The organism is Phycisphaera sp., from assembly GCA_025916675.1.
Taxonomy (GTDB): Bacteria; Planctomycetota; Phycisphaerae; order Phycisphaerales; family UBA1924; genus JAHCJI01.
Window position 1 is genome coordinate 785,500 of the sequence record CP098402.1, and the last position, 24,877, is coordinate 810,376.

The 24,877-nt window shown below is 65.6% G+C and carries 24 protein-coding genes; 12 read left to right on the forward strand and 12 right to left on the reverse strand.

Annotation, left to right across the window (positions count from 1 at the left end):
* The first annotated feature begins 6 nt into the window (after positions 1-6).
* The 5 genes from NCW75_03430 (at position 7) to NCW75_03450 (ending at position 3,814) form a co-directional block, all read left to right on the forward strand.
* Positions 7-909 (forward strand): hypothetical protein, encoded by a 903-nt coding sequence (locus NCW75_03430; protein ID UYV13341.1) that lies wholly within the window; start codon positions 7-9, stop codon positions 907-909.
* Positions 906-1,466 carry a hypothetical protein gene (locus tag NCW75_03435; protein UYV13342.1) on the forward strand — a complete coding sequence of 187 codons (561 nt, stop codon included), beginning with the start codon at positions 906-908 and terminating at the stop codon, positions 1,464-1,466. The genes NCW75_03430 and NCW75_03435 overlap by 4 nt, the downstream gene beginning before the upstream one ends.
* Positions 1,467-1,486: 20 nt before the next feature.
* The gene (locus NCW75_03440; GenBank protein UYV13343.1) at positions 1,487-2,602 is read left to right on the forward strand and encodes a hypothetical protein; all 1,116 of its coding nucleotides are present in this window, start codon (positions 1,487-1,489) and stop codon (positions 2,600-2,602) included.
* A 54-nt stretch (positions 2,603-2,656) separates the two neighbouring features.
* Positions 2,657-3,343 (forward strand): hypothetical protein, encoded by a 687-nt coding sequence (locus NCW75_03445; GenBank protein ID UYV13344.1) that lies wholly within the window; start codon positions 2,657-2,659, stop codon positions 3,341-3,343.
* 72 nt (positions 3,344-3,415) lie between these two features.
* Positions 3,416-3,814, forward strand: coding sequence for a 2Fe-2S iron-sulfur cluster-binding protein (locus NCW75_03450; protein UYV13345.1), 399 nt, complete (start codon positions 3,416-3,418; stop codon positions 3,812-3,814).
* 29 nt (positions 3,815-3,843) lie between these two features.
* Here the strand turns inward: NCW75_03450 and NCW75_03455 are convergent, their stop codons facing one another.
* Complete coding sequence (locus NCW75_03455) at positions 3,844-4,182, reverse strand: 4a-hydroxytetrahydrobiopterin dehydratase (GenBank protein UYV13346.1); 339 nt, start codon at positions 4,180-4,182, stop codon at positions 3,844-3,846.
* Positions 4,183-4,279: 97 nt separating this feature from the next.
* On the opposite strand from NCW75_03455, the gene gluQRS reads away from it, so the two are divergent.
* The 3 genes from gluQRS (at position 4,280) to NCW75_03470 (ending at position 7,040) form a co-directional block, all read left to right on the forward strand.
* Positions 4,280-5,227 carry a tRNA glutamyl-Q(34) synthetase GluQRS gene (gluQRS, locus tag NCW75_03460; GenBank protein ID UYV13347.1) on the forward strand — a complete coding sequence of 316 codons (948 nt, stop codon included), beginning with the start codon at positions 4,280-4,282 and terminating at the stop codon, positions 5,225-5,227.
* A complete protein-coding gene (locus NCW75_03465) occupies positions 5,206-5,709 on the forward strand; it encodes a DUF192 domain-containing protein (GenBank protein UYV13348.1) in 504 nt (167 codons plus the stop codon). The genes gluQRS and NCW75_03465 overlap by 22 nt, the downstream gene beginning before the upstream one ends.
* Before the next feature lie 62 nt (positions 5,710-5,771).
* On the forward strand, positions 5,772-7,040 hold the full coding sequence (locus NCW75_03470) for a SpoIIE family protein phosphatase (GenBank protein ID UYV13349.1): 1,269 nt from the start codon (positions 5,772-5,774) through the stop codon (positions 7,038-7,040).
* Positions 7,041-7,047: 7 nt separating this feature from the next.
* Here NCW75_03470 and NCW75_03475 read toward each other — a convergent pair whose 3' ends face one another.
* A complete protein-coding gene (locus NCW75_03475) occupies positions 7,048-7,650 on the reverse strand; it encodes an SRPBCC domain-containing protein (GenBank protein ID UYV13350.1) in 603 nt (200 codons plus the stop codon).
* 432 nt (positions 7,651-8,082) lie between these two features.
* On the opposite strand from NCW75_03475, the gene NCW75_03480 reads away from it, so the two are divergent.
* Positions 8,083-9,543, forward strand: coding sequence for a hypothetical protein (locus NCW75_03480; protein ID UYV13351.1), 1,461 nt, complete (start codon positions 8,083-8,085; stop codon positions 9,541-9,543).
* Positions 9,544-9,549: 6 nt separating this feature from the next.
* Here the strand turns inward: NCW75_03480 and NCW75_03485 are convergent, their stop codons facing one another.
* Both NCW75_03485 and NCW75_03490 read right to left on the reverse strand, forming a co-directional pair.
* Positions 9,550-10,380 (reverse strand): metalloregulator ArsR/SmtB family transcription factor, encoded by an 831-nt coding sequence (locus tag NCW75_03485; GenBank protein UYV13352.1) that lies wholly within the window; start codon positions 10,378-10,380, stop codon positions 9,550-9,552.
* Between the two features lie 18 nt (positions 10,381-10,398).
* On the reverse strand, positions 10,399-10,917 hold the full coding sequence (locus NCW75_03490) for a DinB family protein (protein ID UYV13353.1): 519 nt from the start codon (positions 10,915-10,917) through the stop codon (positions 10,399-10,401).
* Between the two features lie 177 nt (positions 10,918-11,094).
* Between NCW75_03490 and NCW75_03495 the strand changes: the two genes are divergently transcribed.
* A complete protein-coding gene (locus tag NCW75_03495) occupies positions 11,095-12,786 on the forward strand; it encodes a GspE/PulE family protein (protein ID UYV13354.1) in 1,692 nt (563 codons plus the stop codon).
* A 7-nt stretch (positions 12,787-12,793) separates the two neighbouring features.
* On the opposite strand, the gene NCW75_03500 is transcribed toward NCW75_03495, so the two are convergent.
* Positions 12,794-13,957 (reverse strand): hypothetical protein, encoded by a 1,164-nt coding sequence (locus NCW75_03500; GenBank protein ID UYV13355.1) that lies wholly within the window; start codon positions 13,955-13,957, stop codon positions 12,794-12,796.
* 60 nt (positions 13,958-14,017) lie between these two features.
* Here NCW75_03500 and NCW75_03505 point away from each other — a divergent pair, with 60 nt between their 5' ends.
* A complete protein-coding gene (locus NCW75_03505; GenBank protein UYV13356.1) occupies positions 14,018-15,115 on the forward strand; it encodes a glycosyltransferase family 9 protein in 1,098 nt (365 codons plus the stop codon).
* On the opposite strand, the gene serC is transcribed toward NCW75_03505, so the two are convergent.
* The 7 genes from serC to NCW75_03540 all read right to left on the reverse strand — a co-directional run bounded on the left by serC (position 15,084) and on the right by NCW75_03540 (position 23,638).
* Entirely contained in the window at positions 15,084-16,205 is a 1,122-nt protein-coding gene (gene serC / locus NCW75_03510) for a phosphoserine transaminase (protein UYV13357.1), read from the reverse strand. The genes NCW75_03505 and serC overlap by 32 nt on opposite strands.
* Positions 16,206-16,261: 56 nt before the next feature.
* Positions 16,262-17,296, reverse strand: a complete 1,035-nt coding sequence (locus NCW75_03515; protein UYV13358.1) for an NAD(P)-binding domain-containing protein — start codon at positions 17,294-17,296, stop codon at positions 16,262-16,264.
* Positions 17,297-17,380: 84 nt separating this feature from the next.
* On the reverse strand, positions 17,381-18,448 hold the full coding sequence (locus NCW75_03520) for a type II secretion system GspH family protein (protein ID UYV13359.1): 1,068 nt from the start codon (positions 18,446-18,448) through the stop codon (positions 17,381-17,383).
* A 306-nt stretch (positions 18,449-18,754) separates the two neighbouring features.
* Positions 18,755-19,798, reverse strand: coding sequence for a prepilin-type N-terminal cleavage/methylation domain-containing protein (locus NCW75_03525; protein UYV13360.1), 1,044 nt, complete (start codon positions 19,796-19,798; stop codon positions 18,755-18,757).
* A gap of 260 nt (positions 19,799-20,058) precedes the next feature.
* Complete coding sequence (locus tag NCW75_03530) at positions 20,059-21,114, reverse strand: type II secretion system GspH family protein (protein ID UYV13361.1); 1,056 nt, start codon at positions 21,112-21,114, stop codon at positions 20,059-20,061.
* A 223-nt stretch (positions 21,115-21,337) separates the two neighbouring features.
* A complete protein-coding gene (locus tag NCW75_03535; protein UYV13362.1) occupies positions 21,338-22,387 on the reverse strand; it encodes a prepilin-type N-terminal cleavage/methylation domain-containing protein in 1,050 nt (349 codons plus the stop codon).
* Between the two features lie 207 nt (positions 22,388-22,594).
* Positions 22,595-23,638: a type II secretion system GspH family protein gene (locus NCW75_03540; GenBank protein UYV13363.1), complete on the reverse strand. Its 1,044-nt coding sequence runs from the start codon at positions 23,636-23,638 to the stop codon at positions 22,595-22,597.
* Between the two features lie 218 nt (positions 23,639-23,856).
* Here NCW75_03540 and NCW75_03545 point away from each other — a divergent pair, with 218 nt between their 5' ends.
* Complete coding sequence (locus NCW75_03545; protein ID UYV13364.1) at positions 23,857-24,825, forward strand: peptidylprolyl isomerase; 969 nt, start codon at positions 23,857-23,859, stop codon at positions 24,823-24,825.
* The last annotated feature ends 52 nt before the right edge of the window (positions 24,826-24,877 follow it).

Below are 24,877 nucleotides of genomic sequence, written 5' to 3' on the forward strand. Positions count from 1 at the left end.
ACGACATTGGCCGGACCACTCTCCAAACGACCGAGCGCCCGAACGCTGCTGCGTGCCACGCTGGTGGCGCTGTTCTTGCTCTCGGTCGTGCCCATGCGTTTCACGCGGTGGACCACCGGCTTTTCCGACGTCGCCGTCACGGTGTCGGCGCCGGTGAGCAACGCCGTGCGCTGGGTGGCCGACCCGCTGACGCGGCCCTTCCGCCGCGGCGCGGACCCCGCGCTGGCCGAGCAGTACCTGCAGGAGCTGGAGGTCTCGCGTCAGCGGGCCCTCGACATGGAATTGAAGGTGCGTGAGCTGCAGCGGCGCGTCGAAGAGTTGCAGCGTGGCGCCGCCATGACGCCCGAGCTGGGCGTCCGCCAGATCGCCGCCCCGGTCATCGGCCGGTTCACCGAGGCGTCCAGCTCTGCCCTCCAGGTCCGCGCCGGCGGCGGGCGGGGCGTGGTCGAAAACGCGGTGGCCGTCGTCGAGGGCCTGCAGCTCCTCGGCAGGGTCGAGCGCGTCACCAGCGCCTGGTGCGTGGTGCGTCCCATCACCGACAAGGCGGCCGGCGGCCTGATGGCGCTCGTGATGACCGGCGAGCAGTTGGACAGCGGGATCACGTGCCGGCTCGAGCCGATCGGTGGCGGCTTGCTGCGTGGCCCCGCGACGTGGGAGTGGAACGAAGCGCAAGCCGGCCCGATCGAGATCGCCGTCGGCATGACCGTTCGGCTGCGCGACGACACGTGGCCGCGCAGCGCCCAGATGCTCATCGTGGGCGAGGTTACCGCCGTCGATCCGGCGCCCGACGAGCCCACGCGCACCATTGTGACCGTGACGCCCACCGTCACGCTGCAGCGCGTCAGCGAGGTCGTGCTCCGTGTGCCGATCGATCCCCAAACCGAGCCGAACGAGGATGGCACGCCATGAACTGGCCCGTGTTTGCCATCTTCGCCTACCTCTTGCTCGGGTTGGAACGCGGCCTGCGCGACGCGCTGGCCATTGGCCCGATCCAGCCCAGCTTCCTGCTGGCCTTTGGCGCGTACATCGCGCTGAGCGCCCCGCCCATGCACGCCGTGTGGGCCTGCCTCGTGCTCGGGCTCACGCTCGACCTCACGGGCGGCTGGCCCATGCTCGGCAATTCGGCCCAGCCGCTCATCGGTCCATACGCATTGGGCGGCGTGCTGATGGCCCAGGTCATCCTGACGCTTCGTGGCAAGCTCGTGCGCCACCACTTGGCCACGCTCTCGGTGCTCACGTTCTTTGGGGTCATCGCGGCCCAGATCGTCGTCGTCGCCCTGCTGAGCATCCAGAAGCTCACCGGCGAACCGCTCGCTTTTGAGCCCGGACGGGAGTTGCTCGTACGCCTCGGCTCAGCCGGCTACACCGCGGTGCTGGCCGTGCCGCTGGGGCTGCTGCTCATCGCCGCCGCGCCACTGCTTGGCTTTGCGAACAACAGCCCCCGCGCCTGGCAGCGACGGACATAGCAGACGCGTAACGTGACGCCATGAAGCTCATCCTCTTCGACGATGGCAAGGGCGAACTTTCGCCGCTCACAGACGTCCGCCCGGCCTTCGACGTTCGCACCGGCGCGTGGACCGCTCTCGAACGCTGGGCCGATATCGGCATGACGCCGGCGTGCCTGCTCGTGCCCAAATATCAGGCCGACCTCGCGCGCGACCTGTACCCCAAGACGCCCGTAAACGACACGCCACCGAGGGGCGCCGTGCTCGTCAACGGCCGCTGGCCGCTGGCCGCCGAGCAGGCCGAGACGATCGCCGAACTCGAAGAATGCCACGCGCTGACGCACGATGGCACGATTCTTGCCGCCCGTGTCGGCGATGGTGGGGGAGATCCGCTCGATCCCGATTCGTACACGGCGAAGGACCACGACGGCCCGATCCTCGACCGCTGCTGGCACGTGCGCACCCATCGCGACGCCTGTATCGCTTACGACCTCTCGCGCATGGCCCCGGCCAAGGGCGTGGTCGTTCGAGAAGGCGCGAACGTCGCCGAGAGCGCCGTGCTGGACGCCAGCAACGGCGCGATCGTCATCGACAAGAACGCCCGCGTCGGCCACCACGCCGTCATCCTTGGCCCCGCGTACATCGGCCCGGGCTCGACGGTCATCGAGCACGCCACCATCCGCCCCAACACCGCCATCGGCCCGGTCTGCAAGGTCGGCGGCGAGATCACCGGCGTCATCTTCCAGGGCTACACCAACAAGGCCCACGAGGGCTTCCTGGGCGATTCGTACGTCGGCAAGTGGGTCAACCTGGGGGCGGGCACGACCAACAGCAACCTGCTCAACACCTACGGCCCGGTCGTCATCGACCGCCAGCGCACCGGCGAGACCTTCATGGGCTGCGTGCTGGGCGACCACGTGCGCACCGCCATCGGTACGCGCATCATGACCGGTGCCGTCGTGGGCACGGGCACCATGTGGGCGGCCAGCAAGCCGATCATCGGCCGTATTGGCCCGATGCGCTGGTCGACCGATGCGGGCGAGAAGCCCTACCGCCCCGAGAAGTTCCTCGAGGTCGCCATCGCCGCCATGGCCCGGCGTGACGCAAGGCCGACACCCGCCGAACAGGCGAGATTTATTGAGCTCGTGGGCCAATAACGCTAGCATCGGTCGGGCGTTTGCGGTAACTTAGGAGCAGAAGGGGAACCCGCCATGCGTCTGACCGTTGCCGCTATCGTGCTTGCCTCCACCTCCGTCGCGTTGGTTCAGACCGAGTCGTACACGATCGAGATCCAGGTCGATCGGCCGGTGCTGGAGCCGGGCGAGTTTGCGCGTGTGATCCTGGCTCCGGCGTTCGACACCAGCCGAGACTGGGCGATGGCTGCGGTCAGCTTCGACCTTGCCGCCCCGAGGATGGGTGAGGGCATTTCCGGTCTCTCAGGCATGCCGCCATGGGACTCGATGCCATCGTCGCCGATCCGCTGCGACATTGGCCTGTGCGGATTCCTGGCAGGCCAGCTCAACTTTCCGGCGGCGGACATCTACGCCGATCCGAGCAGCCCATTGCCGGCCTTCGAGTTCTCATACATGGCACCGGACGTATCCGAGCCTGCCGAAGTCGTGTTCGAGACCAGAACCAATAGATTCGATGTGTATCCCGACCGCGAGAGCAGCGTGTCCGCCTCCCGCCTCGACGAATTCACTGAAGGCAGCGCCACCATCCTCGTCGTCCCCTGCCGCGCCGACTTCGACCTCGACGGCGAGCTCAATATCTTCGACTTCCTCGCCTTCCAGAATGCCTTCGTCACGGGCGACCCGATGGCCGACTTCGACTTCGACGGCGAGCTGACCCTGTTCGACTTCCTGGCCTTCCAGAACCGCTTCGACCAGGGCTGCTGACAGTCCTACGGAAGACCCAAACTGCCAGTCTGGAACGATTCCAAGCCTCAATTCCGGGCCCTATGCTGTCCCATGCACCTACGCCACAGCGACCATGACCATGGGCCCAAGGAGGTCCCCGTCAAGTTCATCCTGGAAGATCCAGAGGCCCTCACCGGTTCCGAGCGCGAGGAGTGGGAAGTGCTGGCCGCCAAGGGTGAGCACCTGCTCGAGGTCGCCATCGACAACGGCATCAACATCGAGCACGCCTGCGGCGGCGTGTGCGCTTGCTCAACGTGCCACGTGTACATCGAGAAGGGCATGGACGAGGTGACCGAGGCCACCGAGGCCGAGGAAGACCGCGTCGAGGAGGCCCCAGGCCTGCAGATGAACAGCCGGCTGAGCTGCCAGTGCGAGATCGAGGGCGACGGGCCCATCACGGTCCGGGTTCCCGCGTGGAACCGCAACGCCGTCAAGGAAGTACCGCACTAGCTCTACACGGATTGGTTGTGCTGGTCCGGTCAGGCCGTGGCTGCCGCGATCGCATCGGACGCTTGATCGGCGAAGGCCGCCAGATCGAAGTCTTTGACCGTGATGCCACCGGCGTCGTGGGTCGACACCGTTAGGGTTACCTTCGAGTAGCGGATCAGCAAGTCGGGGTGGTGCTGCACACGCTCGGCTTCTTCGGCCACCTCGTTTACAAAGCGGATCGAGGCCCGGAAATCCGCGAACTCGAACGTCCGCTGGATCTCACCACCCACCTCGGTCCACTCGGGGTGGTGCGTCAGGCGATCCTTCACCTCGGCTTCGGAGAGCTTCTCCATAGGGCAGTACTCCATCGATCCGGTTACGGGGGCCATCGAATCCTCCGAGGGCCTGCCCGCCGGGCCCCAACGGTAGCGCCCGGGGCCGACGAACCAACCCGCCCCCAACGGCAACCCTACAAATCCGCCTCAGATGAGCGCCCAACCGCCCGAGATCACGCGTCTGGCCCCCTCGCCCACCGGGGCGCTGCACCTGGGCAACGCGCGGACCTTCGTGGTCAACTGGATCCTCGCGCGCCGGCATGGCTGGTGTGTGGTGATGCGCATCGAGGACCTCGACGGCCCGCGCGTCAAGCCCGAGGCGATCGATCAGACCTTGGAGACGCTCCGCTGGCTGGGCCTCGACTGGGACGGCGGGCCCTCGATCCAGAGCCACGACCTGGAGCCGCACGCTCGAGCCATGGATGCCCTGGCCCGTGCGGCACTGGCGTACCCCTGCGAACTCACTCGGACAGAGATCGCAGCCGCGGCTTCGGCTCCGCACGCGGGCGATGCCGCCCCGGCCGCCGTCACGCGACCAGCACGCTTAGAGGCCTCGCGATTTGAGAACCGTGAGACCAACTGGCGTTTCGCGACCCCGGCCACACCGGTCACCATCGACGACGCCTTCTCAGGTAGCACCACACCCAACCTGTCCGAAGACGCCGGCGATTTTGTCATCTGGACCAAGCGCGGCATGCCCGCGTACCAGCTCGCCGTCGTGGTCGACGACGCACGCCAGGGCGTCACCCAGGTCGTGCGAGGCGACGACCTTCTGCCCTCGGCGGCCCGCCAGGTGCTGCTCTACCAGGCCTTGGGCTTCTCACCCTTGCCCACCTACACGCACCTGCCTCTGGTCCTTGGTCCCGATGGCCGCCGCCTGGCCAAGCGCCACGGCGACAGCCGCCTGACCACTTATCAGCGGCATGGCGTGCCCGTCGAGCGCATCCTGGGCTTGCTGGCCCACTGGTCGCTGCGGGGCCAGCCCCGGATTCCCATCGAGCTGGCCGAGTTCACCAGCCGCCTCGACGTCGATACCATGCCCCGCGGGCCAGCCCGCTTCACGCCGGAGGATGACGCATGGCTTCTCGGACGATCCTGATCGCACTCTTTGCTTTGGTCTCGGTTCTGATGGGCGGTTGTGTACCGGGCGAGGCCGTCTCCAACGACGTCGAGACCATTACGATCAACGACCAGACGTTCTTCATGGAGGTTGCCGCCACCGATGCGAAGCGTTTTAAGGGCTTGGGCGGGCGTGAGCTCGTCGAGGACGATGGGGGCATGATCTTCATCTTCCCCCGGCCCCGCGTGCTCGGCTTCGTCATGCGGGACTGCCTCGTGCCGATCGATATCGCCTTTCTCGACCAGTTTGGTACCGTCGTGCAGACCCATGAGATGCCCGTCGAGCTTCCCGACCCCGGTGAGAGCCGAGAGGACTACCTGGCCGGTTTGACCACCTACTCCAGCAACGCTGCCGCGATGTTCGCCTTGGAGTTCAAGGCGGGCAAGCTCCGAGAACTTGGCCTCGAACGGGGCGATAAGATCGATCTCGACACGACTCGCCTCCAGCAGATGGCCCGCTAGGCCGATACCTCCTCCAGAGGCGCTCCCGCCACGGCTGGTGGTGCGCCCGCGGAGGGCGTCGCGTGGCCGTACCGAGCATCATCCTCGCAAGCTCAGACCCCGCCGGCGACCCCGCGCGGACGCTCTGGAAGAACATCTGTGACGCCTGGGGTCCGCGTGTTCCTGAGGCCGACCCTATCGACGTGGGTGACCTCGCCGACGCGCTCATTGCCCAGAGCGAGGGTCAGGATGGGCCGCGCGTGCAGGCTGTCCTGGTGCTGCTCGACGAGGGCACGCCCACGGCAACACTCATTGCCCTGGCCCACCTGCTGCACGACGCCCAGGCGTTCGGCTTCGTCATGATGCCGGGCATGCCCGCCGAAGTGCAGGAACAGATCAGCGGTGGGGGGCTCGTGGGCGTCGACGGCGACCACCCGCCGCAGGCCATCGCCACGGGGCTCCGTGCCCTCTTCGGCCGGCAAGAGTCGGTCGAGGAGATGCAGCGCGAGCTGCGCATCCTCAGCAGCGCCCAGGGTGGCGTACGCCAGGAAATGGACCGCATGCACGAGGAACTCAACCTCGCCGCGGTGATCCAGCAGGAACTGCTGCCCGCCGAGCTCCCCGAAGCCGAAGGCCTGGAGTTTGGCGTCATGTTCCGCCCGGCGACGTACGTCAGCGGAGACATCTACGACGTCGCGCGCCTCGACGACGACCGGATGTGGTTCTTCGTGGCCGACGCCGTGGGTCATGGCGTGCCCGCGGCGCTGCTGACGATGGTCATCTCGCGCAGCCTGCGCGGCGGCGCGGGCACCCGCACGCCCGCCGAGGCCGTGACCGCCCTGAACGCCGATCTCGTTCGTGCCCAGCGCGGCCGCTCGCGGTTCGCCACGGCGGTGTGCGGCACGATCAACATCCGCACACGCGAGGTTACGCTGTGTACCGCGGGTCACCCGCCGGCGCTCATTCTCGGGGGTAAAGAACAACGCACCGTCGAATCGGGCGGGGCGCTCCTGGGCGTATTCGAGGGCGAGCCCTACGAGCAAACGAGCTTTATCCTTGAACAAGGCGAGACCCTCTTGCTCTATAGCGACGGCTACGAGACCGCCTTCCCCGATGCCGAAGAGGCATCCAAGGGCACGACCGACGGCAAGCTCGACACCGAGGCCTATCTCAAAGAGTTCGCCGGCCTGCCGTGGATTGGGAGCCGCGAAGGGGCTTGCACGGCCGACGCCATGCGCACGCTGGCCGAGCGCGTTGATTGTCAGGCCGGTTCGCTGCATCAGCAGGACGACCTGACCCTGGTGGCGATTGCCGCGTTGCCCAAAACCAAGGCGCGCAAGCGCGCGGCGTGAGTTCGATCTAGCTCTCGAAGCTCCCTGCAAAGCTATCCATCACCCGCGGCCACGCCTTGGTGAAGTACTCGTGGACCTGGCCCCACTGTTCGCTTGAGCCGAAGCCCAGGTGGGTGAGCTCTACTCGCGTGCCGTCCTCGACCTTCTCAAAAATCACGACCACGCGGCTGCGCTTCTCGCGTACTTCGGGGAACGTCGGCGGCGCGTTCCACTCGAAGCTTAGCATCCGCTGCGGCAAATAGCTCAGGATCTTGCACCCCTCCGAGCCACGCTGCCCCTCGGGTAGTTGCATCGCGAAGTAGACCTCGAAGGGCCCGCCCACACGGAGCTCGACGGTGTTGTTCTCTGTGAGGAAGCTGCCGACACCCTCGCTCGTTGTCCATTTGTCCCAGCACGCTTTCGGAGAGGCGGCCACCACCCGGGTTTCCACGATCTGCCGGTCGGTCGGCTTCGTTTCGTGCAGCCCGCCGTCGATGGTGAGGTCTCCGGTTCCGCTGTTGGGTTCAGCCATCATTGCCCCTTGGGGGTCGCCGGCTGGCCCCATCGCCAGCACCACCAACCCTACGCCCAGACCGGCAACCACCGCTACGCCCTGTACCAACCTGCCCATTGCACGCACTCCTTGCTGGGTCCGTCCTTGTCCCAGGGCCGAGCCGCCGCGATGGGCCCGGCTTTTGCCAACTGCCCTCCCCCAACGCATGGAGTCGCGGGCGGATTCGACCCGTCTCCTTGTTGTTGGTGGTACAGTCCGCCGCATGTCAGGGGGGCACCCAAAACCCGATCCAAACCCCACGAGCAAGAGGCTGACAGGTAGCTTCGCGCTGCTCGTGGCCTGCTTGGCGCTATGGGTACTGGCAGGCGCGTTCTATGCCGGTGATATCGGCAAGACCCGCGATGACTACACCTGGCGGTCAACGACCCCGCAACAGGTAGTGTCGCGGTCGCGGACCTCTGGCGTTTGCCACTCTTCTGGCGCCCGATCTCGCTCGTTCTCGTCCGCCATCTTGTGAGCCTGACGTGGGATGCCCCGTGGATTGCCAACTTGCTGACCGCCCTGAGCCACGGCGTGCTCGCGCTGGCCGTGTGGCGATGGTTCCGTACGCTCGGATTCTCGCTCGGTGCGGGTGTGGCGGCGATGGTCCTGCTCACGCTGCCGATGGCATACGACGTCATGCACTGGCCGACCGCGATGCCCACCGCTTTGGCCGGGCTGTGCGCGGTCGCTGTTGCCCGTCTCTCGATGTCGGCACCAACGACGGAACGCAAGATTGCGAATGCCCTGGGCGTCGCTCTGCTCACGTTCGTCGCGTGCTGCCTCAACGAGCAGGCCGTCGCGTGCATGGGTGCCGTGGCACTATTGCCTCTGGCGACGACCCAGGCCCTACGTCGGCGACTGGCCGCAGCCGCGACGACTGTTCTAGCCGTCGGGCTGCCATCCCTTGGGTACATCCTGCTGGTAAGGCTGACGGCGCCGAGCACCCACCGGGGTGGTACGTCCACGCTCGTCTCGCCCGCACGTTGGCTGGAGCGCGGGGGGAGGGTGTTCGAACAGTCATGGAGCCAACTCCTCGGGCCGTATGGCAGAGATCTCACGCTGGGCGGTCTCGAAGTAGGTCTGCCAAGCCTCGGCATCGTGGGGGTCGTGCTCCTGGTTGTGGCCGTGGCGGCGGGTTTCGTGTGGGTGTGGCGTTCGGCTCCACGGGTTCCCACCGAGGATCGCTCGCCCGCCTTGTTGTGGCTCGCGGTCTTCGGGCTCGCGTGGTTTGTCCTGGGTCTGGTTCCGTTCGTTGTGGTGCAGACCGGCCCGATCGAGGCTCGGCATGTCTACCTGCCGATAGTGGGGCTGCTCTTGGTGGCACTTGTGGTGTGTCGCGTCACTGGGCGCACGCTGCCGGTTCGTCTCACCCGAACCATTGGCGCGATGGCGGCGAGCGTTGTCGTGCTCTGGTCGTGTGTTGCTGCTGTGTCGCTCGTGGGCATCCAGACCACACTGCGCGATCGGTATCAGATGGACATGGCCGAAGCGAAGGCCATCGCCGCCCTCTATCCCGATCCGGCACCAGGATCGGTTTTCGTGATCGCCCGTGCCGCGTGGCGCGAGGCCGACACGGGCCGGTCGCACTACGACATGCGATTCTGGAGTGCCTGGCAGATGGACCACATGGCTACCGCCGTGCTCCGGCATGAGTTTGGCCATGACGACATCTACGCCAAGCACCGCTTCTCGATCGCTCTCGGCGCGCCCGCGTCGGAGTTCTCTGCCAAAGGCTGGACCGTTGGGCTCTCCGATGGTCCGGCCTGGGACGGCGGCCGCCTGCCGCCGGGCCTTATCGAGTGGGATCGCCTGCTCGTCCTCCGGATCGAGGATGATGGCTCGGTCGTGCCCATCGACCGCCTCGCGCTGATTCGCCAAGAACAGCCGGCCGAGGTCGTTCCCCTGCCGGCGGTGCAAGTCCGGAATCTCGAGCCGCCGCCGAAACGCTTCGACGTCAGGCTCCGCTGAGCGTGCTCAGCCTTCGGCCAGCTTCTTGAGTTTCTGCAGCCCGTCCTGCCAGCCCTCCTCGAAGCCGGCGGGCAGATCGTCGTCGAACTCCCCAGCCATGCGGTGCTCGATGCTCACGCGGGTGCCGTTGCCGGCGGCCTCGAAGGCGATGGTCATGTTGGCGATGAAGGCGTTGGGCATCGTGCAGTCGCCGCGCATCCGCACCTTGCGGCCGGGCTTGAGCATCGTGATCGTGCCGATGACGTTGTGGTCGGACGTGCCGTCCGGGTGGGCGGTCTCGATGTAGAAGTGCCCGCCGATCTTGCGCTCGGCCTTGGTCGTCTGGGTCTTGCGGCTCTCCTCGCTCTCGTAGAACCAATCGTTGGGGCGATCGAAGAACAGGTCGTAGACCTTCATGGGCGGGGCGTCGATGGTGATCTCGGTCTGGACCACGCTGGCGGACATGTTGATCGTGTCGGTCGGCACTGGCGAATCCTCCTGGCTCTCTGCGAGCCTTTGCAGCCCGACGAGCGAACCGGCCCATCGGTCTTGGTATCTGCTCACCCATCGCTCGTACACCCTGCGCAGGGGTACCGCGTTGAGATAATTCCACTTCTGGCGCCCCTCCTTTCGCGACACGACCAGCCCGGCGGCCTCGAGCACCGACAGGTGCTTCATCACCGCGAACCGAGTGAGCGCAGGGAACGCGCCGGCGAGGTCGCCCGTGCTGGCGCGGCTCTCGCGTAAGAGGTCCAGGATGGCCCGCCGCGTCGGGTCGCTCAGGGCCTTCCACACATCATCAATCTCTGCTGAATCGGGATGGGCCGATTCGGGAGTCGTGGGGGGCGGTGCCTCCATGCGTCACGCACCCAGCGATCAGAACAGCGGAGGCATGCCGAACACCCGGCGTGCCGCGCTCATCTGGCCCGCGTGGAACGCCTCGTGCGAGGCGAGCGAGCCCATCAGCATGATGCGATCCTGGGCGAATTGGGTCATGCCCCCCGTCAGGGGTTCGTTGAGTTCGCTCTCGCTCAGGCCGCTCAGCCAGGCCACGACGGCCGCTCGCGAGCGGGCCAGCCCGTCGAGCAACTCCTCACGCGACGGGTGCCCCTTGGCTCCCGGCTTGCACACGCTGCCGCCCTTGAACATCTCGTGCCACTCGGTGCTCAGCACCGGCTCGCCGCCGCCGAGCTGTGCCCGGATCATGTCGTCGGTCACGGCGATGTGGCCGATGTTCCACGCGGCGTGGTTGCCGCCCTCGCAAGGCACCTCGTAGAACTTGTCGTCGGGCGTGGCCTTGGCCATTTCGGTGAGCAGCATCCGGCCCCATTCCATATTGCGGAGGCCGTCGCGGACGTGGCTGAAAGACTGGGCTGCTGACGGTGCGTCGGGCATGGTGTGGCTCCGTATGTGAGAATTGTTTGTCAAATCCTGGCTAGCGACCCCGCCAGCCAATATGTGACCATATGGTAACATGAATCCGCCCCGTGTCAACCCAATAACCACAAAAACCTGACTCGGGCTGTCCAGGCCGTTACGACGGGCCCGGCGGGCAATACACTCCCCGTAGAGATGGGAATCGGCACCGTACTACTCGACCACGGGGTCATCACCCAGCCCCAACTGGACGACGCCCTCGCCCAGCAGCGGGCGACCGGAGAGCGCCTCGACCGGGTGCTCGTCCGCATGGGCGTGGTGGACGCCGATCAGGTCCTCCAGGCCATCGGCGACCAATTCCACCTCGACGTGGTCGACCTCGACACGACCGACGTTGAGTCCTCGGTGCTCCAGACCCTTCCGGCCAGCCTGGTGCAGAAGCAACGCTGCGTGCCCATCCGCCAAGAGCACGGCATCCTCACCGTTGCCACCAGCGACCCCTTCGAGCTCAGCGTGCTCGACGAGCTGCGCCTGCTCACCGGCTACAGCATCGAGTTGGTGCTGGCCGACGACGACGGCCTCCAGCGGTTCATCCGCGCCAACTACGGCGTGGGCTCGGACACGCTCGATGCGCTCTCGGCCGAGGCGGGCGTCGAGGTCAAGACTAAGGGCGACGAAGACGAGATCGAGCAGGCCCAGGAAGCCAGCGTCATCAAGCTGGTCAACGACATCCTGCTCGAGGCCGTCCGTGAGCGAGCCACCGACGTCCACATCGAGCCGTACGAGCACCGCCTGATCGTCCGCTACCGCATCGACGGCGTGCTCCAACGCGCGAACGTGCCCGAGTCGATCAACCGTTTCTCGGCGGCGATCATCAGCCGCCTGAAGATCATGGCCAACATGAACATCGCCGAGAAGCGCAAGCCGCAGGACGGCCGCATCGCCCTCAAGCAGCGGCTGCCCGACCAGAGCGGCCGCATGGTGCTGCAAGAGTTCGACCTGCGCGTGAGCGTCATCCCGATGCTCTTCGGCGAGGGCGTCGTACTGCGCATCCTGAACAAGAGCGCCGTGCTGATGGAACTCTCCGACCTGGGCATGCCCGAGTGGATCCAGAAGGGCTGGTACGGGCTCATCGAGCGGCCCTACGGCATCCTCCTGGTTACCGGGCCGACTGGGTCGGGCAAGTCGACCACGCTGTACGCCTCGCTCAACCGCATCGTGAGCGAGGAGATCAAGGCTATCACCGTCGAGGATCCGGTTGAGTATCACGTGGGCGGGGTCAACCAGATTCAGGTAAATACGAAGGTGGGCCTGACGTTCTCCGCGGGCTTACGCAGCATCCTGCGTCACGACCCCGACGTCGTGATGATCGGTGAGATCCGCGACAAGGAGACCGCTGAGACGGCAGTGCAAGCGTCGCTCACGGGCCACCTCGTGTTCAGCACGCTGCACACGAACGACTCACCGGGTGCCATGACTCGCCTGCTTGACATGGGCGTCGAGCCCTTCCTGGTGAGTTCGAGCGTCGAGGGTGTGCTGGCCCAGCGGCTCGTCCGCCGCGTGTGCAAGCACTGCGCCACGGCCTACACACCCGACGCCACCGACCTCCCGCCAGGGTTCGATCCCGAAGGCGATGGGACCTTGACCCGGGGCGCGGGCTGCCGCGAGTGCCGCCAGAGCGGGTATCGTGGCCGCGTGGGCCTGTACGAGTTGCTCAAGAGCAGCGACCGCCTACGCGACGACATCATGCACGGCCGCAGCGCCGGCGACATCGCCAAGCACGCGCTCAAGGACGGCACGCTCCAACGCATGAGCCTGGACGGCTTCGCCAAGGCCCGCGCAGGCGCGACGACCATCTCCGAGGTCATGCGCGTGCTTACCGTCTGAGACGGTTCTACTCGATCGTGATCTTCACGACGCCCCGGTCGACCGAATCGTCGACCTCGAACGCCAGCGTGCCCCCGCCAACGGCCGACGCGACACCCGCGGGCAGCGCCAGCACGCCACGCTGGCCCTCGACCTCGAACCCTGAGTTGGCAAGCGTGGCCTTGACGGCTTCGATGAGCCGGACCGTCTCGATGCCCTGACGCACCGGGGTGCTCACCTCGACGCGGAGCCCATCGCCCTCGGTGCGCGAAACCGACCAATCCATCGCGATCTCGACGGCTTGGATGATCCCGCGCAGCCGCCCGCCGTTGACGCTCATCCACTCCTGGAACTTTTTAGCGAACGCTTCGCGGGGCCCGTCTTCGAGCGCGACCGCGTAGGCCCGCAGCCCGGCGTCGAACACCGCGGGCCAGCGCACGCCAACCTCGCCGCCAGCCGCGGGCGCTGGGCCGGTGCGGGTGGAGACGTCCTCGGGAACCAACGCCCGGCTCGAGTACGCCAGCCGCACTGGGCCCGATTCGGGCACATGCACATGGACCTTGCGCGCGTTGGCCAGCCCGGTGACTGAGACGACGCGGCGGGCCGGGCCATCGGCGAGCGACTGCGGCCAGGCGCGGCGGAGGTTCTCGAGGTCGAGCATGAGCTCCAGCCCGTCGCTCCCTTCGCCACTGTGGGACTCGAACGTAGTGGCCACCGCCGTCAAGGCCTCGGCGATCGCTGGGGCTCCAAGTACGGGTTCGTCATCGCGCTGGTAGAGCATGTAGGTGTAGCCGAAGCCGGCCCACCAGCGGACGTTGCCGGTCTGGCCGTCGCTCTCGCCCAGTGCGCCCGGCGTGGCAACGGCGACAACCGGCGCGCCGTCTTCGATGTCCAGCAAGGCGATTGTTGTGCCCGGTGCGGAGCACGCTTCGAGCATGACGCGCACGACGGCTGCGATGCTCTCGCCATCGTTGAACGACCCGAACGCGTCCAGCCCCGCCAGCGCCGTGCGGAAGCGGGCAGGCTCGGCCCCGGGCAGTTCGTGGTCCCCGTGCACGATGAGCCCGGCCAGCGGGGAGGGTGCGAGCGGTTGTTCGGTCGTTGGTTCGGTCGTCGGGGCGTCCTGCCCCAGCGTTGAACTCGCCATGAGCGTGAGGATTGGGAGCAACGCCAGCAATGCCATTCGCTTCATGCCCACAGCATAGAGCCCCTGTGGTGACCACTCACCGGCCCGCCGCCGATACACTGCCCCGTGGAGCCCCAAGCCAGCGAGCCGCAGCGCATCCTCATCATCCGCCCCAGCGCCCTGGGGGACGTCTGCCGCAGCGTGCCGGTGCTGGCCGCCCTGCGGGCCCGCTGGCCCCACGCGAGGATCGACTGGCTGGTCCAAGACGCCTTTGCCGACGCCGTGGCCGCCCATCCGGCCCTCAGCGAGATCGTTCCTTTCCCCCGGCGGGAGCTCTCGCCCCTGGCGCGCCCAGACAAGCTGCTGGCCGCCGTGAAGTGGGGCAACCGGCTCCGCCATCGCCGCTACGACCTCGTGATCGACTGCCAGGGCCTCATGCGGAGCGGCCTGATGACCCTTGCCACGATGGCCACGATTCGCCTTGGTGCTGCCGATGCCCGGGAGCTGGCCCCCCTGGCCTACACCCGCCGGGTGCCGGCGACCCACGACATGCACGCGGTCGACCGCATGCTGGCCCTCGCCCAGGCGGCCGTCGATACGTTCGGTGCCACCGAGTCGATCGCTGCCCCGGACATGCGGCTGTATACGACAGCCGAAGCGCGGGCCAAGGCGGAGAGATCGCTGACGATCGCTGGCGGGGCCCCGATCATCGTGCTCGCGCCCACAAGCCGCTGGCCGGCCAAGCAGTGGCCCGACGACCGCTTCGCGCAACTCGCCCTCGCATTGCTCAACGAGACCGATGCCACACTGGCCATCGTCGGCGGCCCGGGCGAGCAAGCCCAGTGCGAGCGCACCCGCGCCCTGAGCTACCACAACCCCCGGGTCATCGACTTGGTCGGCCAGACCGGCATCGGCGAGCTCATGGCGATCATTCAGCGCTCGGCCTTGGTCGTCGCCAACGATTCGGCCGTCCTGCACATGGCCGTGGGCTTCGATCGGCCCCTGGTCGCCCTGTTCGGGCCGACGCTCACCAGCCTGGTCGGCCCCTACCAGCGTGCGGGCGACGTGCTCCAGCACGAGTCTCCCGCCCACGCTAGTGCGCACAAGAACGCCGCGAATGCGAGCATGATGCGCGCGATCGCGGCGGATGAGGCCATCGAGGCGGCCTTGGATCGCCTCAAAGTGCCTGGGCTCAGCCGTTCTTCTGCGCGAAGTCTTGCATGAACTGGGCCAGCGCCTGGCAGCCCGAGGCCGGGAACGCGTTGTAGATGCTCGCGCGGATGCCGCCCACCGAGCGGTGGCCCTTGAGCCCGTCGAAGCGGTTGGTCTGGGCCTCGCTCAAGAACTTCTTGTTCAGGTCGTCGCTCGGGCAGTTGAACGTGATGTTCATCATCGAGCGGCTGCCGGTCTTGGCGTGGGGCTTGTAAAAGCCCGCGTCCAGCACGTCGTAGATCGCCTGGGCCTTCGCGGCATTCCGCACGGCCATGCCCTGCAGGCCGCCGTTCTCCAGGATCCACTCGAACACCACGCCCATGACGTACACGCCGAACACGGGAGGCGTGTTGTAGCGGCTGTCGTTCTCGGCGTGGGTCTTGTACATGCCCATGCTGGGCAGCGTGCGCTCGCAGCGCTCGGCGATGTCCTTACGCATGATGACCAGCACCACGCCGCTGGGGCCCAGGTTCTTCTGAGCGCCGGCATAGATGATGCCGTACTTGCTCACGTCGATCGGCTTGCTGAAGATGTCGCTCGACGCGTCGCACACCAGGAACGAGCCATCGGGGCACCTGGGTTCGGCGCTGAACTCGGTACCGAAGATCGTGTTGTTGCTGGTAAAGTGCAGGTAAGCCGGCTTGTCGGAGTTCTTGATGTCGGTGGGGATGTGGTCGAAGTTGCTGTCCTCGCTGCTGGCGGCGACGTTGACGTTGCCGTACAGCTTGGCCTCCTTGATGGCCTTCTTCGACCATGCGCCGGTATTGATGTAGTCGGCCGTGCCGCCGTCGGGCAGGTAGTTGCCCGGGACCATCGAGAACTGCGTCGACGCGCCGCCCTGTACGTACATGACCACGTAATCATCGGGAATGTTCGCCAGCTTGCGGCAGGCCGCCTCGGTGCGCTCCCACACACCATCGACCACGGGCCCCCGGTGGCTGTGCTCCATGATGCCGATGCCGCTACCGTCGATGTCCCAGATGTCCTGCTGCACACGCCGGATCACGGCCTCGGGCAGTGCCGCCGGGCCGGCCGAGAAGTTGTGCGTGCCGCGCGTGTTCTCCGAACCCGTGAGCGTGCCTTGCGTTGCCGATGCCGTCATCGTATGAGCCTCCTCTTGCGATCCATCTGGGTGTTGGTTCTGTGTTGGGTGTGCTGTCAGGCGGGCTGGAGCGCGTTGACCATGTTGATGAACTGGCCGGTCTTCTGGTACTCGGTCACGATCCGCACCGTCTCCTGGGCCACGGCCTGCTGGGCCTGGTCGGTCGAGGCCCCGCAGTGGTGCGAACAACACACGCTCGGGTTGCCGGCCAGCGAGGTCTCGAACGCCTCGTTGGGCGTTCCGGGCTGGTTCTGGTACACGTCGGTGCCGGCGCGCAGGCCCTTGGTCTTGATCGCGTCGAGCAGGGCCGCCTCGTCCACCAGCGTGCCGCGCGCGGTGTTGATGAAGTACGCCCCATCCTTCATCGCGCCAAAGAACGACGCGTCGCACATGCCCTTGGTCTCGGGCGTGGCCGCAACGTGGACGCTCACTACGTCGGCGTCGCCCAGCAGCTTCCTCAGGTCGTCCTGGCTGCTGCCACCAAAACGCACGCCCATCTGCTCGGCGCTCTGCGGCGTCAGACTGCGAGACCAGCCGACCACGTCTATACCAAAGGCGTTGGCCCGCGTGGCGACCTCACGCCCGATGGCGCCCATGCCCACCAGCAGCAGCGACAGACCCTTGAGCCCCCTCGCCTTGGCGTATTCCTTCTTATTCCACTGCCCGGTCCGGATCTCGGCGTCCTGGGCGGGCAGGCGGCGGTCGCAGTTGATGATGTGGCCCATGGCCAGTTCGGCCACTGCCACGGCGTTCATGCCCGGGCAGTTGCACACCGCCACGCCCTTGCCGCTGGCCGCCGCAGAGTCGACGTTGTCGTGCCCCGCGCCAGCCCGGATGATGCCCTTGAGCGAGCCCTGGCCCTCGATGACCGCCGCGGGCACCTTGGTCGATCGCACAATCAGGATCTCCGGCCCGTGCGTGGCCAGGGCCTCGGGCAGCGTGTCGGGGCCAAGCCCCGGGTCAACCACAACCTCGCATCCGGCGGCCTTCAGGGCCTGGACCCCGGAATCCTCGAATTTGTCGGCAATAAGCACTCGCACCGGGCATACCTCCTGAACGCTCGCGAGCCCGCCAAGGGCCCGCGCTGGCATCACCCGAACAATAGCGCGTCACCAATGAAAACGGCCCGGCACTGGGCCGGGCCGAGAGGTTGGTTTGAGGGCGAGACGCCAGGCCTAGCGGCCCAACTGGCCGGTGTTGATCTCGGTGCCGCCGTAATCGACGCCACGCAAGCCGCCACGTGTCCAGCGGTAGTAGCCGTCGACCGGGGCCGGGCTGCGGGCCTGTGGCTCCCACTGCGAGGCCGAGGCGTCGAACACGAACCGCATAGCCCGATCTTCGCGGGGGAAGCGTGGATCCCAACCGAGGTTGGAGTCGTCTGTCACACGCTGGCCGGCGGACAGATCGAACATGAGCATCGTGATCTTGGCGTCCGGGAAGGCGTAGAACAGCTCCAACTTGCTGTAGCGATCGTTGCTGTCGTGCATGAACACCTTCTGGGCCGGGGCATCAACCGACGTGATGCGCAGGCCACCAATGGTCGCGTTGCCGGGGATGCGGTACGAGCGGTGGCTGCTGGGATTCTGGTACATCCGCTCGGACTCGTTCCGGCCAGCGTCGTACGACGCGGGGACCGCTTGGTAGCTCGAACTGTACGGCCAACGAATGTTCTCATTCGTCGCGGGCTCCTGGAAGGGGAACCAGTAGTTGCTGTCGAACAGTTCCCTGGGATCCTGCTGCCAATTCAGGCGGTAGCGATCCATGGGCGAGACGACCATCTTCTCGGGCAGCTTCTGGGCCAGGTAGTCGTTCACCACAAGGTGGGTGTAGAGCACGTTGGGAATCCAGTTCGAGGGCTGGTTGAACTCTGGGCGGTTGGCCCGGAAGCGGATGATGTCGGTCGCCTGGGCGGCCGCGGCGTCCGTGGCGTCGGCACCGCTCAGGGCACCACCCTCCTTGCTCTGGCGGAACTGGGCCACGTCCTGCTGGTCGTTCCAGGTGAACGAGTAGATACGATCCTGGTAATCAGCCGAATACGTACCCAGCGCGAAACCAAATTGCTTGAGATTGCCGAGGTCGATCGCGAGTCGCGCCGTCTTGCGTGCCTCGCCCAAAGCGGGCAGCAGAACGCTGATGAGCAACGCGATGATCGCGATGACCACCAGCAACTCGATCAATGTAAAGCCCGACCGGGCGGAGCGAGTCCTGCGCCCGCTGGCCATTCGATTGAGTATCTGATTCATGGTGTTCTCCGTTGCCGCCCCGTGGGGCTCCTTGGATAGCGAACCGAACGTGCGCTCAGGTCGATAGCAAACAATTAGATGTCAAACAGACTTCCCGGCGTCCATCGAGCGTTGGTCGACGGCCTGCCTCGGACGATTCATGTTCGCCAGCCGCTGGCTGGCGGATCCGCACGAGCAACTTCCTGGTAACACCTGGTGCGGTCGCGGAACGAATTGCCATATACGACAACCAAAAATCCGGCCGGTGTGTTCCCACACCGGCCGGCGATTTATTCATCAAATCAGAATGTCAACCCTTCGCGGGCCTCAGAACGGCTGGCCGGTATCGATCTCGGTGCCGCCAAAGTCGATGCCCTTAAGGCCGCCGCGGGTCCAGCGGTAATAGCCCGTCACCAGCGAGTCGGCCCGGGCCTGGGGTTCCCACTGCGAACCACCGACAAACCTGTACGTTGTCGGCTGGGCAGACCTGGGTGAATTTGGCATCCACCCCTCGTTCGAGTCGTCGGTCACGCGCTGGTTGGCCGACAGATCGAACATCAGGATGGTGGGCTTGGCATCGGGGAAGGCGTGGTACAGCGGGGTCTTGGTGTAGCGATCGACGTTGTCGTGCATGAAGACCTTCTGGGCCGGAGCGTCGACGGCCGTGATCCTCAGTTCACCCAACTTCACCGTGCCGGGAACGAAGTACCCCCGGTGCGTGGCTTGCGAGATGCGGCTGCCCTCGAGCGATGCGTCGTAGGACGCTGGCACGACCTGATAGCTCGAGCTGTAGGGCCAACGCTTGTTCGAGCCACTAGCCGGCTCTTGGAATGGGAACCAGTAGTTGCTGTCGAACAATTCCTGAGGATCCTGCTGCCAGTTGAGGCGGTAGCGATCCATAGGTGAGACCACCATCTTTTCGGGCAGCTTCTGGGCCAGATAGTCGTTCACGACCAGGTGCGTGTACAGCACGTTGGGGATCCAACTCCTCGGCTGGTCGAAGTCGGGCCGAGTCGCGCGGTGGCGGATGATGTCGGTCGCCTGGGCCGCTGTCGCTTCGATCGGCGTGCCGCCTCGCAGATCGCCGCCGTCGCCCTGCTCGTTCCGACGGATGTCGTCCTGATCGTTCCACGTGAACGCGTAGATGCGATCCTGGTAGTCGGCCGAGTATGTGCCCATGGCGAAGCCGAACTGCTTGAGATTACCCAGGTCGATGGCCAAGCGGGCGGTCTTGCGAGCCTCGCCCAATGCGGGCAGCAGCACGCTGATGAGCAGGGCGATAATCGCGATCACCACCAGCAGCTCGATGAGGGTGAATGCACGCAGCCCACGGCCACGACCGGTTACGTCGACAACAGAACGCGTCTTCATGGTTGTCCCCTTTTGTCCGTCTCGGACTGTCCCGCGGATATCTGGCCCGGCCGGTGAATCACCGAATGGCAGGTGGCCCGACCGTGAAGCAATTTCACCCAGAATACCCGAAAACTCGCCATTTGTGAAGAACAAGTTTCTTGTCGGGTTCAGAACACCGGGATAATACTCAAATTTAAAGCAGATATACAAGAAAACCCGTATGAAGGTCATACGGGCAACATGAAATTCGGGCTATCGAGATCAGGCTTTCTGGCCGTTTACGGCAATTGACCCGTATCAATCTCGGTGCCGCCATAGTCGACACCCCGGAGCCCGCCACGGGTCCAGCGGTAATAGCCGGTCACGACCGACCCCGATCGTGCCTGGGGCTCCCATTGCGATCCGCCGACAAACGTGAATGTCGTGGGCGTCGAGGACGTCTCGGAGATGCGCGGGTTCCAACCCTCGTTGGAGTCGTCGGTCACGCGCTGGTTGCCTGAGAGGTCGTACATCAGCATCGTGACCTTCGCATCGGGGAAGGCGTAGTACAGGGGAGTCTTGGTGTAGCGGTCGACGGCGTCGCTCATGAACACCTTCTGGGCCGGCGCGTCGACGGCGGTGATCCTCAGTTCGCCGATGGATGCGGAGGAGCCTGGCACAGCGTAGGTGCGGTGTGTTGCACCCTGGCCGATGCGCTCCTGTGGGCTCCGGCCGGCGTCGTAGGACGCTGGGACGACTTGGTAGCTCGAACTGTAAGGCCACCGCTTGTTCGAGCCACTGGCGGGTTCCTGGAACGGGAACCAGTAGTTGGTGTCGAACAGGTTCTCTGGGTCCTGCTGCCAGTTGAGGCGGTAGCGATCCATGGGAGAGACGACCATCTTCTCGGGCAACTGCTGGGCGAGGTAGTCGTTCACCACGAGGTGCGTGTACAACACGTTCGGGATCCAGCCGCTAGGCTGGTTGAAGTCGGGTCGATTCGCGCGGTAGCGGATGATGTCGGTCGCTTGGGCCGCGGTCGCTTCGAGTGGTGTGCCGCCCCGCAGATCGCCCCCGTCTCCTTGCTCGTTGCGGCGGACATCGTCATTGTCGTTCCAGGTGAACGCGAAGATGCGATCCTGGTAGTCGGCCGAGTACGTGCCCATGGCGAACCCGAACTGCTTGAGGTTGCCTAAATCGATGGCAAGGCGGGCGGTCTTGCGAGCTTCCCCAAGGGCGGGCAGCAGCACGCTGATGAGCAACGCGATGATCGCAATCACCACCAGCAGTTCGATGAGGGTGAAGCCTGGCAATCGCTGACGGAAGCCTGCCGTCGCGACGGCGGTTCGAGTCTTCATGGTGTTCCCCTAAAACAAGTCCTTGGATGTGAACGCATCGAGCCGCAATTCCTAGTAAACACCGATCGAGCAGGCCGGTATTTTTGCGGCATCGGAGCAGCTTACACGAAAACTCAAAGCGATTCCAGTAAATTTTTCGTTCGAGAATCAAACAAATACCAAAAAAAGCACGCCCTGCACCGGGAGGTGCGGGCGTGCGACTGTTCAGAAATCGGGGGGCCTCTTAGAAGGGCTGGCCGGTATCAACTTCGGTGCCGCCGTAATCGACACCCTTCAGTCCGCCGCGGGTCCAGCGGTAGTAGCCGTCGACGACCGACGGGCTACGAGCTTGTGGCTCCCATAGCGACCTCGTGGCGTCGAACTGGAACCGCATCGTTTGAGCGGTTGTCGGGGAGTTTGGCCTCCAACCGAGGTTGGAGTCGTCGGTGACGCGCTGGCTGGCCGAGAGGTCAAACATCAAGATGGTGCACTTCGCGTCGGGGAACGCGTAGAACAACTCCAGCTTGCTGTACCGATCGTTGCTGTCGCTCATGAACACCTTCTGAGCCGGGGCATCGACGGCGGTGATGCGCAGGCCGCCGATCTTGCCGCCCAGCACGCGGTACGAGCGGTGACTGCTCGTGCTCTGCTCGATGCGTTGTCCCACAAGTCCGGCGTCGTACGACGCGGGGACGACCTGGTAGCTCGAGCTGTACGGCCAGCGCTTGTTGCTCTCGGAGGCGGCCTCTTGGAATGGGAACCAGTAGTTGGTGTCAAAGAGATTCTGGGGGTCCTGCTGCCAGTTGAGGCGGTAGCGGTCCATCGGCGAGACGACCATCTTCTCGGGCAGCTTCTGGGCCAAGTAGTCGTTCACGACCAGGTGCGTGTACAGAACGTTGGGGATCCAACTCCTCGGTTGGCTGAAGTCGGGTCGGTTAGCCCGGAACCGGATGATGTCGGTCGCCTGAGCCGCGGATGCTTCGAGCGGCGTGCCACCTGACAGGCCGCCCTCGTCGGACTGCTGGCTGCGGCGGATGTCGTCATCGTTGTTCCACGTGAACGCGTAGATGCGGTCCTGATAGTCGGCCGAATACGTGCCCATGGCGAACCCGAACTGCTTGAGGTTGCCCAGGTCGATGGCCAGGCGGGCGGTCTTGCGGGCCTCGCCCAGGGCGGGCAGCAGCACGCTAATGAGCAGAGCGATGATCGCGATCACCACCAGCAGCTCGATGAGGGTGAAGCCACGCAGGCGCCGGCTGATGCCGACCGTGGCAATGGTGCTTCGAGTCTTCATGTTTTGAAACTCCCCTATTGGGCCTTGGACGGCTTAGCAGATGCACGCAACAGCGACTAAGTGGCACGCTGCCGTATCGGGAGCGTTGCCCGACGGTGATAGATTACACGAAAGTTCCGGCAATGTCCAGTCAATTTTTACAGGCAATAAGTAAAAACCCGCATTGTCCATGCGGGTTCTGTGGTCATGCGGAGCTGTTCGGGGAGATCAGAACGGCTGGCCGGTGTCGACCTCGGTACCGCCGAAGTCGATGCCCTTGATACCACCGCGGGTCCACCGGATCTTGCCAGGGGTGATGTCGGTACTGGCACCAGTGAAGGTGGGGGCCTCCCACGCACGCGGCTGGTAACTGATTCGCGTGAATTGGGCGCTCGTGGGTTGGTAGGGAAGCCAGCCCAAGTTGTAGTCTTGGCTCAGGCGGACGACACAAGAGCCGTCGTACGCTTGTACAGGCTGCCGGCAATTGTCATAACCCAGCCAGACGGGCTTCTTGCCGAAATGCCGTCCTTCGGCATCATGCATTTGCACCTTCTGGGAGGGGTGATCGACGTCCGTCAGCCGCACATCGCCGAGCCTCGTGCCACCAGTGCTGCCGTACGAGTAGTGAGTGCCGCCCTGACGTACACGATCTGAGGCGATGGCCGTGCGGTCGTACCCAGCGGGCACGAGTTGGTAGCTTGAGCTGTAGGGCCAACGCTTGTTGCGTGCGGTGGCGGTGGGCTGGCGCGGGAACCAGTAGTTTGTGTCAAACAAGTCCGCCGGATCCTCCTGCCAGTTCAACCGGTCGCGGTCGGCCGGTGACACCACCATCTTCTCGGGCAGCTTCTGCGCCAAATAGTCGTTCACGACCAAGTGGCTGTAGTACACGTACGGGATCCAACCTGTCACGCGGGGCATGTCATCACGTGTTGCCCGACGCCGCAGGATGTCGATCGCTTGATCAGCGGCTTGCTGCATCGGGCCGCCACCGGCGCGGAGGTCGGGATATTCTGATTGCGCGGAGTCTGCCTGATCGTTCCAGGTAAAGCCCCATTGCCGATCTTGGTAGTCGGCCGAGTAGGTGCCAGTAGCGAAGCCAAACTGCTTCATGTTGCCCATTCCGATCGCCAAGCGGGCGGACTTGCGGGCTTCTCCCAGGGCGGGCAGCAGCACGCTGATGAGCAGGGCGATGATCGCGATCACCACCAAGAGCTCGATGAGGGTGAAGCCGGGGCGGTCGCCCAGCCGGCGGAGCCTTGAGGTTGGCATCATGTCGTCCATCCTTCCTGGATAGCCCATCGATCCATGGGCGTTTGTCGAGGCGTGTGACCTCGGAGCAAGAACCCCCTACGACCCGGCGAACGGTTGATCTGAACCGCGAAAATATCCGAGCCTGTCCTTGACGTTTTCTCAGTGTACCCGATCAATTCGGAATGCCGCAAGCAATTTTTCTGTCTTCTGCCCCTCTTTTGTCGTCGTCCGGTCGTTATTTGCGCCAGATTGGGCTCATTGTCAGCATCTTGTTCGCTATTGGATGCTCGGGCGGCTCGAACACGCCCGAAACCGGCGCTCGCCCGAGGGGCGGCACCCTGTCTTCAAGGGCGGCCCTGGTGGACGGCACGCTGGTGACACGTGACGACCTGTGGCCCCTGCTGGCCGAGCGTGTTGGGGCGGCCGCGCTGGAGGCGATCGCGCTCGACCGAGCGGTGGGGCGCGAGGCGGATCGTCGGGGCCTGCGCGTGACCGAGGCCGACCTGAGGGCAGAGCGGGAGATCGTCGAGCGGGCGCTCATCGGCACGGGCCTGACCGATCGGCAGCAACGCGGGCGCGTCGTGGCGGAGGCCCGCGCCCGGCGGGGGTGGGGGCCGGAATGGTTCGATGGGCTGCTGCGTCGCAATGCCCTGGCGCGGAAGCTGACCGCGGCCAGCGTGCAAGAGCCGGGCGAGGCGGAGATCGTCCGCTTGTACGAGGTCATGCACGGCGCCCGACGCGAGGTGCGCGTGATCGTGATGGCCAGCGAACGGGATGTGGCGCGGCTCCGGGCCGAGGTGGCCGCGGCGTTGGCGCAGTCTCGCGCGACGGGCGAGGCGCGGTTCATGATCCTGGCGACCGAGCAGAGCAGCGACGTGTCGGCGGCGCGTGGCGGCCTGCTCGACCCGGTGGGGCGTTTCGACGCGACCTACCCGGACGCATTCCGCGAGGCCGTGTTCGAGACCGGGGTGGGGATGTTGACGCCGGTCGTGGCGCTCGACGAGGGCTTCGCGGTGGCGTTGGTTGTGGGCGAGCGTTCGGGTGGCGGGCTGGATTTCGAGATGGCGCGAGCCGAACTGGTCGAACGCTTGAGCCTCGACGCCCAGCAGCGGGCGATGGCCGCGCTGTTCGAGCGGCTGCGGGCCGCCATGCGGGTAGAACCGCTGGACGACTCGCTAGAGTGGAGCTGGGAGCAGCGGGGCCGGTGAGGGCGACGGGCAGGGCTTGCCAATTAGGTGGATGGCTCTGAGCGATTGCGAC

Coding starts and splice junctions, on each gene's coding strand:
- NCW75_03435 (UYV13342.1), top strand. CDS start 906: ATGAACTGGCCCGTGTTTGCCATCTTCGCCTACCTCTTGCTCGGGTTG.
- NCW75_03440 (UYV13343.1), top strand. CDS start 1,487: ATGAAGCTCATCCTCTTCGACGATGGCAAGGGCGAACTTTCGCCGCTC.
- NCW75_03445 (UYV13344.1), top strand. CDS start 2,657: ATGCGTCTGACCGTTGCCGCTATCGTGCTTGCCTCCACCTCCGTCGCG.
- NCW75_03450 (UYV13345.1), top strand. CDS start 3,416: ATGCACCTACGCCACAGCGACCATGACCATGGGCCCAAGGAGGTCCCC.
- NCW75_03455 (UYV13346.1), bottom strand. CDS start 4,182: ATGGCCCCCGTAACCGGATCGATGGAGTACTGCCCTATGGAGAAGCTC.
- gluQRS (UYV13347.1), top strand. CDS start 4,280: ATGAGCGCCCAACCGCCCGAGATCACGCGTCTGGCCCCCTCGCCCACC.
- NCW75_03465 (UYV13348.1), top strand. CDS start 5,206: ATGGCTTCTCGGACGATCCTGATCGCACTCTTTGCTTTGGTCTCGGTT.
- NCW75_03475 (UYV13350.1), bottom strand. CDS start 7,650: ATGGGCAGGTTGGTACAGGGCGTAGCGGTGGTTGCCGGTCTGGGCGTA.
- NCW75_03485 (UYV13352.1), bottom strand. CDS start 10,380: ATGGAGGCACCGCCCCCCACGACTCCCGAATCGGCCCATCCCGATTCA.
- NCW75_03490 (UYV13353.1), bottom strand. CDS start 10,917: ATGCCCGACGCACCGTCAGCAGCCCAGTCTTTCAGCCACGTCCGCGAC.
- NCW75_03495 (UYV13354.1), top strand. CDS start 11,095: ATGGGAATCGGCACCGTACTACTCGACCACGGGGTCATCACCCAGCCC.
- NCW75_03500 (UYV13355.1), bottom strand. CDS start 13,957: ATGAAGCGAATGGCATTGCTGGCGTTGCTCCCAATCCTCACGCTCATG.
- serC (UYV13357.1), bottom strand. CDS start 16,205: ATGACGGCATCGGCAACGCAAGGCACGCTCACGGGTTCGGAGAACACG.
- NCW75_03515 (UYV13358.1), bottom strand. CDS start 17,296: ATGCCAGCGCGGGCCCTTGGCGGGCTCGCGAGCGTTCAGGAGGTATGC.
- NCW75_03520 (UYV13359.1), bottom strand. CDS start 18,448: ATGAATCAGATACTCAATCGAATGGCCAGCGGGCGCAGGACTCGCTCC.
- NCW75_03525 (UYV13360.1), bottom strand. CDS start 19,798: ATGAAGACGCGTTCTGTTGTCGACGTAACCGGTCGTGGCCGTGGGCTG.
- NCW75_03530 (UYV13361.1), bottom strand. CDS start 21,114: ATGAAGACTCGAACCGCCGTCGCGACGGCAGGCTTCCGTCAGCGATTG.
- NCW75_03535 (UYV13362.1), bottom strand. CDS start 22,387: ATGAAGACTCGAAGCACCATTGCCACGGTCGGCATCAGCCGGCGCCTG.
- NCW75_03540 (UYV13363.1), bottom strand. CDS start 23,638: ATGATGCCAACCTCAAGGCTCCGCCGGCTGGGCGACCGCCCCGGCTTC.